Source organism: Paraburkholderia translucens, from assembly GCF_020881035.1.
Lineage (GTDB): Bacteria > Pseudomonadota > Gammaproteobacteria > Burkholderiales > Burkholderiaceae > Paraburkholderia > Paraburkholderia translucens.
On sequence record NZ_JAJITC010000008.1, the window covers coordinates 106,581 to 121,777 of the forward strand.

General features: G+C 64.9%; 12 protein-coding genes. 10 read left to right on the top strand and 2 right to left on the bottom strand.

What is annotated here, in order from left to right; all coding sequences use genetic code 11:
* Positions 1 to 81 precede the first annotated feature (81 nt).
* The 5 genes from leuS (at position 82) to LJ655_RS16615 (ending at position 6,466) form a co-directional block, all read left to right on the top strand.
* Positions 82 to 2,673: a leucine--tRNA ligase gene (leuS, locus tag LJ655_RS16595; protein ID WP_230562339.1), complete on the top strand. Its 2,592-nt coding sequence runs from the start codon at positions 82 to 84 to the stop codon at positions 2,671 to 2,673.
* 89 nt (positions 2,674 to 2,762) lie between these two features.
* Entirely contained in the window at positions 2,763 to 3,314 is a 552-nt protein-coding gene (locus tag LJ655_RS16600) for an LPS-assembly lipoprotein LptE (protein ID WP_230562340.1), read from the top strand.
* 54 nt (positions 3,315 to 3,368) lie between these two features.
* Positions 3,369 to 4,496, top strand: coding sequence for a DNA polymerase III subunit delta (gene holA, locus LJ655_RS16605; protein ID WP_230562341.1), 1,128 nt, complete (start codon positions 3,369 to 3,371; stop codon positions 4,494 to 4,496).
* A gap of 220 nt (positions 4,497 to 4,716) precedes the next feature.
* On the top strand, positions 4,717 to 5,988 hold the full coding sequence (locus LJ655_RS16610) for a glutamate-5-semialdehyde dehydrogenase (protein WP_230562342.1): 1,272 nt from the start codon (positions 4,717 to 4,719) through the stop codon (positions 5,986 to 5,988).
* A gap of 61 nt (positions 5,989 to 6,049) precedes the next feature.
* Positions 6,050 to 6,466: a CopD family protein gene (locus LJ655_RS16615; protein ID WP_230562343.1), complete on the top strand. Its 417-nt coding sequence runs from the start codon at positions 6,050 to 6,052 to the stop codon at positions 6,464 to 6,466.
* Between the two features lie 105 nt (positions 6,467 to 6,571).
* Here the strand turns inward: LJ655_RS16615 and LJ655_RS16620 are convergent, their stop codons facing one another.
* Positions 6,572 to 7,417: a MurR/RpiR family transcriptional regulator gene (locus LJ655_RS16620; RefSeq protein WP_230562344.1), complete on the bottom strand. Its 846-nt coding sequence runs from the start codon at positions 7,415 to 7,417 to the stop codon at positions 6,572 to 6,574.
* A gap of 298 nt (positions 7,418 to 7,715) precedes the next feature.
* Here LJ655_RS16620 and edd point away from each other — a divergent pair, with 298 nt between their 5' ends.
* From edd to LJ655_RS16640, 4 genes are all read left to right on the top strand, one after another.
* Entirely contained in the window at positions 7,716 to 9,659 is a 1,944-nt protein-coding gene (edd, locus tag LJ655_RS16625; protein WP_230562345.1) for a phosphogluconate dehydratase, read from the top strand.
* A gap of 2 nt (positions 9,660 to 9,661) precedes the next feature.
* Positions 9,662 to 10,303 carry a bifunctional 4-hydroxy-2-oxoglutarate aldolase/2-dehydro-3-deoxy-phosphogluconate aldolase gene (gene eda, locus LJ655_RS16630; protein ID WP_230562346.1) on the top strand — a complete coding sequence of 214 codons (642 nt, stop codon included), beginning with the start codon at positions 9,662 to 9,664 and terminating at the stop codon, positions 10,301 to 10,303.
* 252 nt (positions 10,304 to 10,555) lie between these two features.
* Positions 10,556 to 11,959, top strand: coding sequence for a GntT/GntP/DsdX family permease (locus tag LJ655_RS16635; RefSeq protein WP_230562347.1), 1,404 nt, complete (start codon positions 10,556 to 10,558; stop codon positions 11,957 to 11,959).
* 10 nt (positions 11,960 to 11,969) lie between these two features.
* Positions 11,970 to 12,464 carry a gluconokinase gene (locus LJ655_RS16640; protein ID WP_230562348.1) on the top strand — a complete coding sequence of 165 codons (495 nt, stop codon included), beginning with the start codon at positions 11,970 to 11,972 and terminating at the stop codon, positions 12,462 to 12,464.
* A 98-nt stretch (positions 12,465 to 12,562) separates the two neighbouring features.
* Here the strand turns inward: LJ655_RS16640 and purB are convergent, their stop codons facing one another.
* A complete protein-coding gene (gene purB, locus LJ655_RS16645; protein ID WP_230562349.1) occupies positions 12,563 to 13,951 on the bottom strand; it encodes an adenylosuccinate lyase in 1,389 nt (462 codons plus the stop codon).
* Between the two features lie 164 nt (positions 13,952 to 14,115).
* On the opposite strand from purB, the gene LJ655_RS16650 reads away from it, so the two are divergent.
* Entirely contained in the window at positions 14,116 to 15,072 is a 957-nt protein-coding gene (locus tag LJ655_RS16650; RefSeq protein ID WP_230562350.1) for a LysR family transcriptional regulator, read from the top strand.
* Positions 15,073 to 15,197 lie beyond the last annotated feature (125 nt).

The window sequence follows — 15,197 nt, forward strand, 5'->3', positions numbered from 1 at the left end:
CGCCTGCGGGGAGACCGCCACAACATTCTGCAAAGCACCAGGCCGGTGCGAAAGCACCGAACCCAGCGATCCCACCACACCATGCACGAAAAATACGTTCCCTCCGACGTCGAAGCCGCCGCGCAAGGACAATGGCGCGCCATCGACGCCTACAAGACGACGGAAACCAGCGACAAGCCCAAGTTCTACTGCGTCTCGATGCTGCCGTATCCGTCGGGCAAGCTGCACATGGGGCACGTGCGCAATTACACGATCAACGACGTCATGTACCGCTATCTGCGGATGAACGGCTACAACGTGCTGATGCCGATGGGTTGGGACGCCTTCGGCATGCCGGCGGAGAACGCCGCCATGGCCAACAACGTGCCGCCCGCGCAGTGGACCTACGACAACATCGCTTACATGAAGAAGCAGATGCAGTCGATGGGCCTCGCGATCGACTGGTCGCGCGAAGTCGCGACTTGCAGCCCCGACTACTACAAGTGGAACCAGTGGCTGTTCCTGAAGATGCTGGAGAAGGGCATCGCGTACAAGAAAACCGGCACCGTGAACTGGGACCCGGTCGATCAGACCGTGCTCGCGAACGAGCAGGTCATCGAAGGACGCGGCTGGCGCTCGGGTGCGCTCGTCGAGAAGCGCGAAATCCCGATGTACTACATGCGCATCACGCAGTACGCGGATGAGCTGCTGAACGATCTCGAAGGCCTCGGCTGGCCCGAGCGCGTGAAGATCATGCAGCAGAACTGGATCGGCAAGAGCTTCGGCGTGAACTTCGGCTTCCCGTACGAAATCGACGGCGAACAGAAACTGCTGCGCGTGTTCACGACGCGCGCCGACACGATCATGGGCGTCACCTTCTGCGCGATCGCCGCCGAGCATCCGCTCGCCACGCGCCTCGCGCAAGACAAGCCGGAACTGCAGGCCTTCATCGACGAATGCAAGCGCGGCGGCGTCGCCGAAGCCGATGTCGCGACGATGGAAAAGAAGGGCATGCCCACCGGCTTTTACGTCACGCATCCGCTGACGCAGGCGAAGGTCGAGGTGTGGATCGGCAACTACGTGCTGATGACTTACGGCGAAGGCGCGGTCATGGGCGTGCCGGCGCACGACGAGCGCGACTTCGCTTTCGTGAAGAAGTACGGTCTGCCGGTCAAGCAGGTGGTGGCGGTCGAGGGCAAGGAATTCTCGACCGAAGCCTGGGCCGAGTGGTACGGCGAAAAGACCGGCACGCTGGTGAACAGCGGCAAGTATGACGGCCTCGCGTACGACGAAGCCGTGGACCGCATCGCCGCCGATCTCAAGCAACTCGGCCTCGGCGACAAGCAGATCACGTGGCGTCTGCGCGACTGGGGCGTGTCGCGCCAGCGCTACTGGGGCACGCCGATTCCAATCATCCACTGCCCGAGTTGCGGCGACGTGCCGGTGCCGGAACAGGACCTGCCCGTCGTGCTGCCGGAAGATCTCGTGCCGGACGGTACCGGCAATCCGCTCGCGAAATCGGAAGCGTTCCTGAACTGCACCTGTCCGAAGTGCGGCGGCGCGGCCAAGCGCGAAACCGACACGATGGACACCTTCGTCGACTCGTCGTGGTACTTCTACCGCTACGCGTCGCCGGACGCGAAGACGATGGTCGACGAGCGCACCGACTACTGGGCGCCGATGGACCAGTACATCGGCGGCATCGAGCACGCGATCCTGCACCTGCTGTACTCGCGCTTCTGGGCGAAGGTGATGCGCGACCTCGGTCTCGTGAAGTTCGGCGAGCCAGCCAAGAACCTGCTCACGCAGGGCATGGTGCTCAACGAAACCTACTACCGTGAAAACGAAGCGGGCAAGAAGACCTGGTACAACCCGGCCGACGTCACCGTATCGTTCGACGACAAGGGCCGCCCGGTCGGCGCGGTGCTGAACGCGGACGGCCAGCCGGTCGTGCTCGGCGGCGTCGAGAAGATGTCGAAGTCGAAAAACAACGGCGTCGATCCGCAGATGCTGATCGATCAGCACGGCGCGGACACCGCGCGTCTGTTCGTGATGTTCGCCGCTCCGCCCGAGCAACAGCTCGAGTGGTCGGGTTCGGGCGTCGAAGGCGCGAGCCGCTTCCTGCGTCGCGTTTGGAACTTCGGCTACACGAACGAAGCCGCGCTGCGCGCGGGCGGCCAGGTCGACGCCGCGCAACTCAATGACGCCGACAAGCCCCTGCGTCGCGAGATCTATAGCGTGCTGAAGCAGGCGGATTTCGACTATCAGCGTCTGCAGTACAACACGGTGGTGTCGGCCGCGATGAAGATGCTCAACGCGCTCGACGGCGCGAAGGGCGCCCAGTCGGCCGTGCTGCGCGAAGCCTACGGCGTGATGCTGCGCGTGCTGTACCCGGTCGTGCCGCACCTGACGTTCCAGCTGTGGCAGGAGCTCGGCTACGCGGACGAATTCGGCCCGCTGCTCGACGCGCCGTGGCCGAAGGTCGACGAGAAGGCGCTCGAGCAGGCCGAGATCGAACTCGTGCTGCAGGTGAACGGCAAGGTGCGTGGCGCGATCACGGTCGCGAGGGACGCATCGCGCGAAGCGATCGAGCAACTGGCGGCCGCGCACGAAATGGTCGGGAAGTTCGGCGAAGGCAAGGCGCCGAAGAAGATTATCGTGGTGCCTGGCCGTCTAGTGAACGTGGTCGTTTGACGTTTCCACACCTTGATCCGGCAGATGGAACGCCGCCCGCCCGGCGGCGTTCCTCGGCACCGCGAATCCACTGCGAACCGGGAGCGAATGTGACTCGCAGATCGTTTTTGACGCTCGCTTGCAGCGTATTGATGTTGTCGGCCTGTGGCTTCCAGTTGCGCGGCCAGCAGGACTTCGCGTTCAAGCGCCTCTATGTGTCGGGCGGCTCGCCCGCGGCCATGGCGCGCTTCACGCGTATGGTGCAGGGCGGCAGCGACACCGTGGTGGTCAGCTCGCCCGCCAATGCCGACGCGATCCTGCAGATCACGCAGAACCGCAACGTCAGCACGCTGACGCTGAATTCGCTGGGCGTCGTCGCCGAGTATCAGCTGAATCTGCAGATGAACTACACGCTGACCGGCAAGGACGGTACCGTGCTGATCCCAGGCAGCGTGATCGCGCTGAACCGCGCAATGACCTATAGCGACCAGTTCTCGCAGGCGAAGGCCGCCGAGTCCGACATCCTGTTCGCCGACATGGAGAACGACGCGGTCGATCAGCTGATCCGCCGTCTCGGCGTGGTGCGCTCGCTGCATCCGACGCCGGCGGAAGCCGTGCCGGCCATCGCGCCGCGCGCACCGCTGCCGCCGCCGCCGCTGTGAGCGCCGCGCCGTTCGTGAGTCGTCGAATCTCATCCATCCCGTCAACCGCCAGCCATGCAACTGCGACCTGACGCGCTCGAAGCACATCTTGCCAAGGGCCTCGCCGGACTGTACGTCGTGTACGGCGACGAGCACCTGCTCGCGCAGGAAGCCTGTGACCGCATCCGCGCGGCGGCTCGTGCGGCAGGCTTCACCGACCGCTCGGTGTTCACGGTCGAGCGCGGTTTCGACTGGAGTTCGCTGCTCGGCGCGAGCCAGTCGATGTCGCTGTTCGGCGACCGGCAACTCGTCGAGTTGCGCATTCCGTCGGGCAAGCCGGGCAAGGAGGGCGCCGATGCGTTGAAGGTGCTCGCCTCGACCGTCAACGCCGACGTGCTGACGATGATCGCGCTGCCGCGCCTCGACGCGGCCACGCAGAAGTCGGCGTGGTTCACCGCGCTCGCCGATGCCGGTGTCGCGCTGAAGATCGATCCGGTCGAGCGCGCACAGCTGCCGAACTGGGTCGGGCAGCGGCTAGCGGCCCAAGGTCAGCGCGTCGCGGCCGGCGAGGAAGGGCGGCGCGCGCTGGCGTTCATCGTCGAGCGCGTCGAGGGCAATCTGCTCGCCGCACATCAGGAAATCCAGAAGCTCGGGCTGCTGTATCCGAGCGGCTCGCTGAGCTTCGATCAGGTGCAGGACGCAGTGCTCAACGTCGCGCGCTACGACGTGTTCAAGCTCAACGAGGCGATGCTCGCGGGCGACGTCGGCCGTCTCGCGCGCATGCTCGACGGGCTGCGCGGCGAAGGCGAGGCCGCGGTGCTCGTGCTGTGGGCCGTCGTCGAGGAAGTGCGCACGCTGCTGCGGATCAAGCGCGGCGTCGCGGCCGGCAAGCCGCTGGCGATGCTCACCCGAGAGAACCGCGTGTGGGGTCCGCGCGAGCGGCTGATCGGACCGGCGCTGTCGCGCGTCAGCGAAGCGGCGCTCGAGAACGCGCTCGCGCTGGCGGCGCGGCTCGACCGGCAGGTGAAGGGTCTGTCGGGCGGCACGCCGGGCAATCATCGCAACGATCCCCCGCCCGATCCGTGGGACGGCCTGTTCGAGCTCGCCATGACGGTGGCCGCGCCGAAATCGACGGCGGCATCGCCAGTGCCGCCGCCGCGACCTCGAGCGCCAACCGCGGCGCCAACCCGGCGGCCAGTCTGACGCGAGCAATCGCATTGCAAGCGCCAGTCGTTCCGCTCGCGGGCCAGCGCGTTTCACCTGCCGCCCGCTCGACGCAACGCATCGGCGAACCCGCGACAGCTCATCGCACCCGCAGCCCGCGCGCGAGCAAAGCCCCAATACCCGACTTACAATCGCTTGATCTTTCGCTAATCTTGCCCGACCACCGCACACCAACGTGCGGGGCATCACGAGAATGACCATGGATATCGACCAGTACATGACCGACCTCGGCCGGCGCGCCCGCCAGGCTTCGCGCGCGATGGCGCGTGCCTCGACCGCCGCGAAGAATGCGGCGCTCGCGGCCGTGGCCGAGGCTATCGAGCGCGATGCCCATCTGCTGAAGGCGGCCAACGCGCGCGACCTCGAACGCGCTCGCGGCAAGGGGCACGACGCCGCGTTCATCGACCGTTTGACGCTGTCGGACAAGGCGCTGAAGACGATGGTCGAAGGCCTGCGCCAGGTCGCGGCACTTGCCGACCCGATCGGTGAGATCAGCAATCTGAAGTATCGGCCGAGCGGCATCCAGGTCGGCCAGATGCGTGTGCCGCTCGGCGTGATCGGCATCATCTACGAATCGCGCCCGAACGTGACGATCGACGCGGCCGCCTTGTGCCTGAAGTCCGGCAACGCAACCATTCTGCGCGGTGGCTCGGAAGCGCTCGAATGCAACACCGCCCTCGCGAAGCTGATCGCCGAAGGGCTCGAAGCCGCCGGCTTGCCGCAGGACGCGGTGCAGGTGGTCGCAACGTCGGACCGCGCGGCGGTCGGCAAGCTGATCACGATGACCGAGTACGTCGACGTGATCGTGCCGCGCGGCGGCAAGAGCCTGATCGAGCGTCTGATGAACGAAGCGCGCGTGCCGATGATCAAGCACCTCGACGGCATCTGCCACGTCTATGTCGACGATCGCGCCGACCTGGCGAAGGCGCTCAACGTTTGCGACAACGCAAAGACGCACCGCTACGGCACCTGCAACACGATGGAGACGCTGCTGGTCGCGCGCGGCATCGCGGCTGAAGTGCTGCCGCCGCTCGGCAAGCTGTATCGCGGCAAGGAGGTCGAGTTGCGCGTCGACGCGGCGGCGCGCGCGGTGCTGGCCGATGCGGGCGTCGGTCCGCTCGTCGACGCGACCGAGGAGGACTGGCGCACCGAATATCTCGCACCCGTGCTCGCGATCAAGGTGGTCGACGGCATCGACGCGGCGATCGAGCACATCAACACGTACAGCTCGCAGCACACCGACGCGATCGTCACCGAAGACCACGACCGCGCGATGCGCTTCCTGCGCGAAGTCGATTCGGCAAGCGTGATGGTCAACGCGTCGACGCGTTTCGCAGACGGCTTCGAGTTCGGCCTCGGCGCCGAGATCGGCATCTCCAACGACAAGCTGCACGCGCGTGGCCCGGTCGGTCTCGAAGGGTTGACCTCGCTGAAGTACGTCGTGCTGGGTCACGGCGAGGGCCGTCAATAACCACGAATCGAAGTACCGCAACAGCAAGCACCACGACAACAAGGACCACAAGGACGCGCCGATGCTCTGGGTAAAGACGTTTCACATTGTTTTGATTGCTTCCTGGTTTGCCGGCCTCTTCTATCTGCCGCGCATCTTCGTCAATCTGGCGATGGAAACGGAACCCGCCGCGACGGCGCGTCTTCTGCTGATGGCGCGCAAGCTGTTCCGCTTCATGAGCCTCATTGCCGTGCCCGCGATCGCGTGCGGGCTGTGGCTGTGGCTCTTCATCGGCATCGGCAGCGGGGAGGGTTGGATTCACGCGAAGGTCGGCGTGGTCGTGCTGCTCGTCATCTACAACGTGTATTGCGGCGTGCTGCTGCGCAGGTTCGAGCGCGGCGAGAATCGCCGCTCGGACAAGTGGTATCGGATGTTCAACGAGTTGCCGGTACTTGGCATGCTCGTGGCGGTCGCGCTGGTGGTGATCAAGCCGTTCTGAGCGATTGAAGGCGCTCAACGTCGCTTGGCGCCGCGCTGGAAAAGACCAAAGGGCGGTGTGCCGGTTGAACGGCACACCGCCCTTTGTTTTATTTGTCGCAGCGGCTTAACTCTGCGAATCCACCCGCCGCCGATGAATCACTTCCTTGGTCTGCGCGAGCTTTTCCACCAGTTCCGGCCCGCGGCTCAGCGCGACGCCGACCGCCAGAATGTCGCCGATCGCCAGATGCGACACGCGCGAGGTCATCGGCGAAAAGATATCCGTGTCTTCGTCGACGTTTGCAAACAGGCCCACAGTTGCCAGCCGCGCGAGCGGCGAATTGCCGTGCGTGATCGCGATCACCTTTGCGCCTGCCTTCAGCGCGGCCTTCGCGGCGTCGATGATGTCGCGCGTGCGGCCCGTGTTCGAGATCGCGACCACGACGTCGCCCTCGCCCAGCAGCGCCGCCGACATCAGAAACGTATGCGGGTCCGAATAGGCGACGCTCGGCATGCCGAGCCGAAAGAACTTGTGCTGCACGTCGAGTGCGGCGATGCCCGAGCCGCCCGCGCCGTAGAACTCGATACGCTTCGCCCGCGCGAGCATGTCGATGGCCGCGGCGACGCTATCCGACGACAGATTGTTGCGCACCTGGATCAGCGCGCCGATGGTCCGGTCAAGCACCTTCGCGGCGACGCCCGGCGTCGGCTCGTCGGGCCGCACGTCGCGATAGACGGCCGGCACTTCGGCGGCGATGCCCTGTGCAAGGCGGATCTTGAACTCGCGAAAGCCGGAAAAGCCGAGCGCGTGACAGAACCGCGCGATCGTCGGCTGACTCACGCCCGCCCGCGCGGCGACCTCGGTCATCGAGAGATCGAGCACCTCGCGCGGCGCCTCGATCACGTAATCGGCCAGCTTGCGCTCGGACGGGCGCAACTGATCGCGCATCTGCTCCACCTGGGACAGCATCATTGGAAAACTCGCACTATGCTGAAGAACGTGTGGACTATATCCGATTGGCTGTGGGCGCACAAAACGTATGTACAAAAACTACATATCGATGAGTAAGCGTATTCCCTGGGTTTCGGGTGTAAAGCGTGCAAGCGCCGTCCATAGGGCGAGGCGGCCATTGGTCGGTTGCGGCGCCGCAGCAGAGTTCATTGTTGCGATCGTGTAGTTTTTCTACTAACATGGCCTCGTTCGACAACACAACCCCGCGATACCGCCCGGTGTCATGCATGCGCCTGCCGCCCACGACGAAGGAGCTCCGATGGTTTCCCCGCATTCGCAATTGTTGAAGGTCACGAAACGCGTGATCGAGCGCAGCAAGCCTACCCGTGAAGCGTATCTGGCCCGTATCCAGCGTGCCCAGGGGCGCTTCCCGGCGCGCGGCGCGTTGTCGTGCGCGAACCTCGCCCACGGTTTCGCGGGCCTCGAAGGCAATGACAAGCTCGTGATCAAGCAGATTCGCGAGCCGAACATCGGCATCGTTTCGTCGTACAACGAGATGTTGTCGGCGCACGCGCCGTACAAAAACTACCCGGACATCATCAAGCAGGCCGCGCGTGAAAACGGCGGCGTCGCGCAATTCGCGGGCGGCGTGCCGGCGATGTGCGACGGCGTCACGCAGGGCAACGCAGGCATGGAGCTGTCGCTGTTCTCGCGCGAAGTGATCGCGATGAGCACGGCCGTCGCGCTCACGCACAACATGTTCGACGCGGCGCTGTGCCTCGGCATCTGCGACAAGATCGTGCCGGGTCTCCTGATCGGCGCGCTGCAATTCGGCCATCTGCCGACCATTTTCGTGCCGGCGGGGCCGATGGCGAGCGGCCTGTCCAATGACGACAAGGCGAAGACGCGCCAGCAGTTCGCGACCGGCCAGTGCGGCCGCGAGGCCCTGCTCGAAGCGGAAGCGGCCGCCTATCACAGCCACGGCACCTGCACCTTCTACGGCACCGCCAACAGCAACCAGATGCTGATGGAAGTGATGGGCCTGCATCTGCCTGGCGCGGCCTTCGTGCATCCGCACACGTCGCTGCGCGACGCGCTGACCGCGCAGGCCGCGCGCCGCGTGCTCGATCTGACGGTCGAGCGCGGCCACTACATGCCGATCGGCCATGTGGTCGACGAGAAGGCGATCGTCAACGGCATCGTCGCGCTGCTGGCGACCGGCGGCTCGACCAACCACACGCTGCACCTCGTTGCGATCGCGCGTGCGGCCGGCATCGTGATCGACTGGGACGATTTCGACGCGCTGTCGCAGGCGGTGCCGCTGCTCGCGAAGATCTATCCGAACGGCAAGGCCGACGTGAACCACTTCCACGCGGCGGGCGGCGTCGCGTTCCTCGTGCGCAATCTGCTCGAAGGCGGTCTGCTGCATGAAGACGTGAACACGGTGGCGGGCAAAGGCCTGAAGCGCTACACCGAGGAGCCGAAGCTGATCGACGGCAAGCTGCAATGGGTGCCGGGCGTCGAGGCGAGCGCGGATACGGCGGTGCTGCGCGGCATCAAGGAGCCGTTCCAGCCGGACGGCGGCTTGCGTCTGATGCAGGGCAAGCTCGGCCGCGGCGTGATCAAGATCTCGGCGGTCGCGGCGCAACATCGCAAGGTGAAGGCGCCCGCGATCGTGTTCGATTCGCAGGAAGCAGTGCAGGAAGCGTTCGACAATGGCGAGCTCAAGCGTGACTTCATCGCGGTGGTGCGCTTCCAGGGCGCGCGGGCAAACGGCATGCCCGAGCTGCATCGTTTGACGCCACTGCTCGGCGTGTTGCAGGATCAGGGTTTCCATGTCGCGCTGGTCACCGATGGCCGCATGTCGGGCGCGTCCGGCAAGGTGCCGGCGGTGATTCATCTGTCGCCGGAAGCGTTGCTGCAAGGGCCGATCGGCAAGGTTCGCACCGGCGACATGCTGGTGATCGACGCCGAAGCCGGCGTGCTCGACATCGAGATCGACGCAGCCGAATGGGCCGCGCGTCCGAACGCCGAGCCGCTGCATCAGGCGGACAACGAAGTCGGCTTCGGCCGCGAGCTGTTCGGCGTGTTCCGCGCGGCGGCCGCGCCGGCGGAGCAGGGCGCGTCGGTATTCGGCAGGCTGGTCGGCGAGGACGGCCACGGCAGTGACCATCAGCACGCCGACAACCACGGCCATCAACACAGCCGCCATCACACGAGCACCGCGCAAGCCGGCGCGGCGCTGCAGAAACAAGGAGTCTGAACATGACGTCGAAAACAGTAAGCGATATCGTGCGCCTCGGCCCGGTCATTCCGGTGCTCGCGTTCGACACGGTCGAACAGGGCGAACACGTGTCGCGCGCATTGCACGCGGGCGGCGTGAAAGTGCTCGAAATCACGCTGCGCACGCCGGCGGGCCTCGGCGCGATCGAGCGTGCGTGCGAGCTTGCCGACGATATCGTGGTCGGTGTCGGCACGCTCACGAAGCCCGAGCACTGCGAGCAGGCGAAGAAGGCGGGCGCACAGTTCGGCGTGTCGCCGGGCTTGACCAAAGAGTTGCACCAGGCCGCGCAGGATGCGGGTCTGCCGCTGCTGCCCGGCGTGATGACGCCGTCGGACATCATCCTCGCGCTCGAACTCGGCTACGAGATCGTCAAGTTTTTCCCCGCGCAGCAGGCGGGCGGCGTGCCGATGCTGCAGGCGTTCCACGGCCCGTTCCCGGCGCTGAAGTTCTGCCCGACCGGCGGCATCACGCCGGAAAGCGCACCGCATTTCCTATCCTTGCCGAACGTGGTTTGCGTCGGCGGTTCGTGGCTCACGCCGAAGGCCGCGCTTGCAGCAAAGAACTGGGATGAAGTCACGCGCCTCGCGCGCGCCGCGAGTCAGCTGGCCGCGCCCGCGCACTAAACCGCGCCAGAGCCCACCGATTACCTGAACAGGGCCCCGGAGCCTCGCCGACACAGCCGCACCAGGCTGTCGCGGCGAGGCTCTTTTTTTGCTATCTATGCGTGCTGGATTTGCGCGCGCTATCGGGAAACAAACAGTAAAATTCAGCCACCGCGCGGCTAGCCGGGTTTTCAGGCATCGCGCAGGTTGCCGTGAGACGAAGTGCCGGCCGTGTCCGCACCCAGAAATCAATAACTTAAAGGAGTAGGCTTCATGGAAGCTGTCCACGGCAGCATGCTGCTGGTCTACGCATTGATCGCGATCGCGTTGCTGATCCTGCTGATCACGCGTTTCAAGGTCTATCCGTTTCTCGTCCTGATCATCGTCTCGCTGCTGCTCGGCCTCGTGGCCGGCATGCCGATGCAGACCATCGTCAAATCGTTCGAAACAGGTAACGGCAACACGCTTGGGCATATCGCCATCGTGGTCGGTCTCGGCACGATGCTCGGCAAGATGATGGCCGAATCGGGCGGCGCCGAGCGCGTCGCGACCACGCTGATCAACTGGTTCGGTGAGAAACACATTCACTGGGCGATGATGGTCGTCGCGATCATCGTCGGCTTGCCGGTGTTCTTCGAAGTCGGTTTCGTGCTGCTGATTCCGATTGCATTCAACGTCGCCAGGCGCACCAACAAATCGCTGCTGCTAATCGGCCTGCCGATGGTCGCGGGTCTGTCCGTCGTGCACGGGCTGATTCCGCCGCACCCGGCGGCGCTGCTCGCCGTGCAGGCATTTCACGCGGACATCGGCAAGACGATCGCCTACGGTCTGATCGTCGGCGTGCCGTGCGCAATCGTCGCCGGTCCGCTGTTCGCGCTGCTGGTGAGCCGCCATATCCAGTTGCCGAAGGAAAATCCGCTTGCCGCGCAATTCCTCGGCAGCGATGTGAAGGACGCCAACGGCGTTCAAGCTGGCAACGCCGTGCAAGCGAACGCAGCGAAACGCGAATTGCCGGGCTTCGGCATCACGCTGGTCACGATCCTGTTGCCGGTGGTCCTGATGCTGGTGGGCAGCTGGGCCGACCTGGTCTTCGAGCCGAAGACGCTGCCCAACGATCTGCTGCGCTTCTTCGGCAACACCGACGTCGCGCTGCTGACGGCCGTGCTGGTCAGTTTCTGGACCTTCGGCGCGAGCCGCGGTTTTACGCGCGATCAGATCCAGAAGTTCTGCGGCGAGTGTCTCGCGCCGATCGCCGGCATTACACTGATCGTCGGTGCGGGCGGCGGTTTTGGCCGCGTCCTGATGGATAGCGGCATTTCGAAGGAAATCACCAACGTGGCGACCGCGGTGCATCTGTCGCCGTTGCTGTTCGGCTGGCTCGTCGCGGCAATGATCCGTCTCGCGACCGGCTCGGCCACCGTCGCCATGACGACCGCCTGCGGCATCGTCGCGCCGATCGCGGCGGCTGGTGCGGTGCAGGTGAGGCCGGAGCTGATGGTGCTCGCGACCGGCTCGGGCTCGCTGATCTTCTCGCACGTGAACGACGGCGGCTTCTGGCTGATCAAGGAATATTTCGGCATGACGGTGGGGCAGACCTTCAAGACCTGGTCGCTCCTCGAAACCATCATTTCGGTGATGGGGCTGGGCCTGACCTTCGCACTCGCGGCGGTCCTATAAGGAGCTTCAAATGATTCTGATCGCAATGGGCGTGTCGGGCGCCGGCAAGACGAGGATTGGCGAAATGCTGGCCGAGCGCCTGCATTGCGCGTTCACCGACGGCGACGCGTTCCATAGCGCGGCGAACAAGGAGAAGATGCACCACGGCATCCCGCTCACCGACGAAGACCGCTGGCCGTGGCTGAAGACGATCCGCGCGGCGATCGAGGAAAAGCAGAAGGCGGGCGAGACGGCGGTGTTCACGTGTTCGTCGCTGAAGCGTTCGTACCGCGACATTCTGCGCGCCGGCGACAAGGACGTGTGCTTCGTCTACCTGAAGGGTTCGCGCGAGGTGCTCGCGGAGCGTCTCGGGCATCGCACCGGGCACTTCTTCGATCCGTCGCTGCTGCAAAGCCAGCTCGATACGCTCGAGGAGCCCGGCGACGATGAAGCGATCACAGTCAGCATCGAGATGACGCCGGAGCAGATCGTCGACGAGGTGCTCAAGCAGGTCCAAACGCGCTGAGTCTTTGATTTCGGCGCGTTCCGGCTTCTCGAACGCAGGACGAAAAAAAGGCCGCTCCACGGAGCGGCTTTTTTATGCGCCGAAGCGGAGGCCGACGATCAGCCGATCCGCTTCGCCAGCTCGACGGCCTTGCCGATGTACGAGCCTGGCGTCATCGCGAGGAGACGCTCTTTCGCGTCCTGCGGAATTGCCAGAGCGCCGATGAAGCTTTGCAGCGCCTCGCGCGTGATGCCTTTGCCGCGCGTGAGTTCTTTCAGCTGCTCGTACGGATTCTCGATGCCGTAACGGCGCATCACGGTCTGCACCGGCTCGGCCAGCACTTCCCAGCAATTGTCGAGATCTTCGTTCAGACGCTGCGCGTTCACTTCGAGCTTGTCGAGACCGCGGATCAGCGAGTCGTACGCGAGCAGCGAGTACCCGAACGCGACGCCGATGTTGCGCAGCACGGTCGAGTCGGTCAGGTCGCGCTGCCAGCGCGACACCGGCAGCTTGTCGGCGAGATGACGCAGCGTTGCGTTGGCGAGACCGAGGTTGCCCTCGGAGTTTTCGAAGTCGATCGGGTTGACCTTGTGCGGCATCGTCGACGAGCCGATTTCGCCGGCTTTCGTGCGCTGCTTGAAGTAACCGAGCGAGATGTAGCCCCACACGTCGCGGTCCAGATCCAGCAGGATCGTGTTCGCGCGCGAGATCGCATCGAACAGCTCGGCCATGTAGTCGTGCGGCTCGATCTGGATCGTGTACGGATTGAACGTGAGCTTCAGGCGGTTCTCGACGACGTCCTTCGAGAACGCTTCCCAGTCGAACTCAGGATACGCGGACAGGTGCGCATTGAAGTTGCCGACCGCGCCGTTCATCTTGCCGAGCAGTTCGACCTTTGCGATACGCTCGATCGCACGGGCGAGGCGCGCGGCGACGTTGGCGATTTCCTTGCCGAGCGTGGTCGGGCTGGCCGGCTGACCGTGCGTGCGCGACAGCATCGGCTGCGCGGCCTGGGCGTGCGCGAGCGCGACGAGGCGTTGATGCACCGAGCGCAGCGCCGGCAGGATCACGTGTTCGCGCGCACCGGCGAGCATCAGGCCGTGCGAGGTGTTGTTGATGTCTTCCGACGTGCAGGCGAAGTGGATGAACTCGCTCGCGCGCTCCAGTTCTTCCTGACCCTTGACCGATTCCTTCAGCCAGTACTCGACAGCCTTCACGTCGTGGTTCGTCACGCGCTCGATTTCCTTGATGCGTGCGGCGTCGTGTGCGGTGAAGCGCTCGGCCAGTTGCAGCAAGAACTGCTCGGACGCTGCGGAGAAGCGCGGCACCTCGGCGAAACCGGCGCGCGACAGCGCGATCAGCCAGTGGATTTCGACCGTCACGCGATTGCGCATGAAGGCGGCTTCCGAGAGCCAGTCGCGCAGGGCTTCGGTTTTCGCGGCATAGCGGCCGTCGAGCGGGGAGAGCGCATTCAGCGCGAACAGGGTGTCGGGGCGGGTGTCGGACATGATGAGGACCGGGTTGAGGCGGTTGAGCGCTCAGCGAGCGGATCGGAAACGCAGGGAATCGGGAATTTTACCACTGTGACGTGATGGGCCTGCCCGGTTGCGTCAGCCGCTGCCCGCGCCGCTAGAATGCAGACTTCTTTCCTCCCGCCGGCAAGCGCAATCGCATGGAACTGAAATGGCTCGAAGACTTCATTTCGCTCGCGGAAACGCGTAGTTTCAGCCGCTCGGCCGAATTGCGCCACGTTACGCAGCCGGCTTTCTCGCGACGCATCCAGGCGCTCGAAGCGTGGCTCGGCACGGAACTGATCGACCGCTCGGTTTATCCGACGCGCCTGACGGCGGCCGGCCAGGTGTTCAACGAGCAGGCACTCGCGATGCTGTCGCAGTTCCACGAGGCGCGCGCGCTGCTGCGCGGCCACACGGCCACACCGCAGGCGACGATCGAATTCGCAGTGCCGCACACGCTGTCGCTCACGTACTTCCCGCGCTGGCTGCAGCGTATCGAGGCGCAGATGGGCCCGATCCACACCCGACTGCGCGCGCTGAACGTGCACGACGCGGCGCTGTCGCTGGTGGAAGGCGGTTGCGATCTGATGATGGGCTATCACCACCCGAGCCATCCGGTCGCGCTCGATCCGGCCCGCTACGACATGCTGACGCTCGGCCATGAGCCGATCAGCCCATTCTCGGCGCCGGCCCGTGCGGGCCGTCCGCGTTACACGCTGCCGGGCTCCTCCGATGCCCCCGCGCCCTATCTCTCGTACACGCCGAACGCGTACCTCGGGCGCATGACCGAGGTGATTCTCGCGAACGCGCCGCAGCGCCTGTATCTGGACCGCCTCTACGAAACCGACATGGCCGAGGGGCTCAAGGCAATGGCGCTCGCCGGCCACGGCGTCGCGTTTCTGCCGCATAGCGCGGTCGAAGACGCGGTGGCCGAAGGCCGCCTGATCCGCCTCGATCGCGCGACGCGCGGCACGCCTGAAGGACAACTGACGCTCACCATGGAGATTCGCCTGTATCGCGACAAGCTCGCCGCGAAAAGCGACGACGCGCGTCAGATCCTCGTGCGGCAGTTATGGGACGTGGTGTCGGAAGAACTCAGGCAGGGGAGTGCATAAAACGCGGCATGAAACGCGGCACGAAACTCGGGCTTGAACCTGCGTCGCGACGACGCGAATTTGCGGCTTTCCGAACGTTATGCAAAAAAAACATAACAGGATAAGGAAACGGCATTGGATTTCGA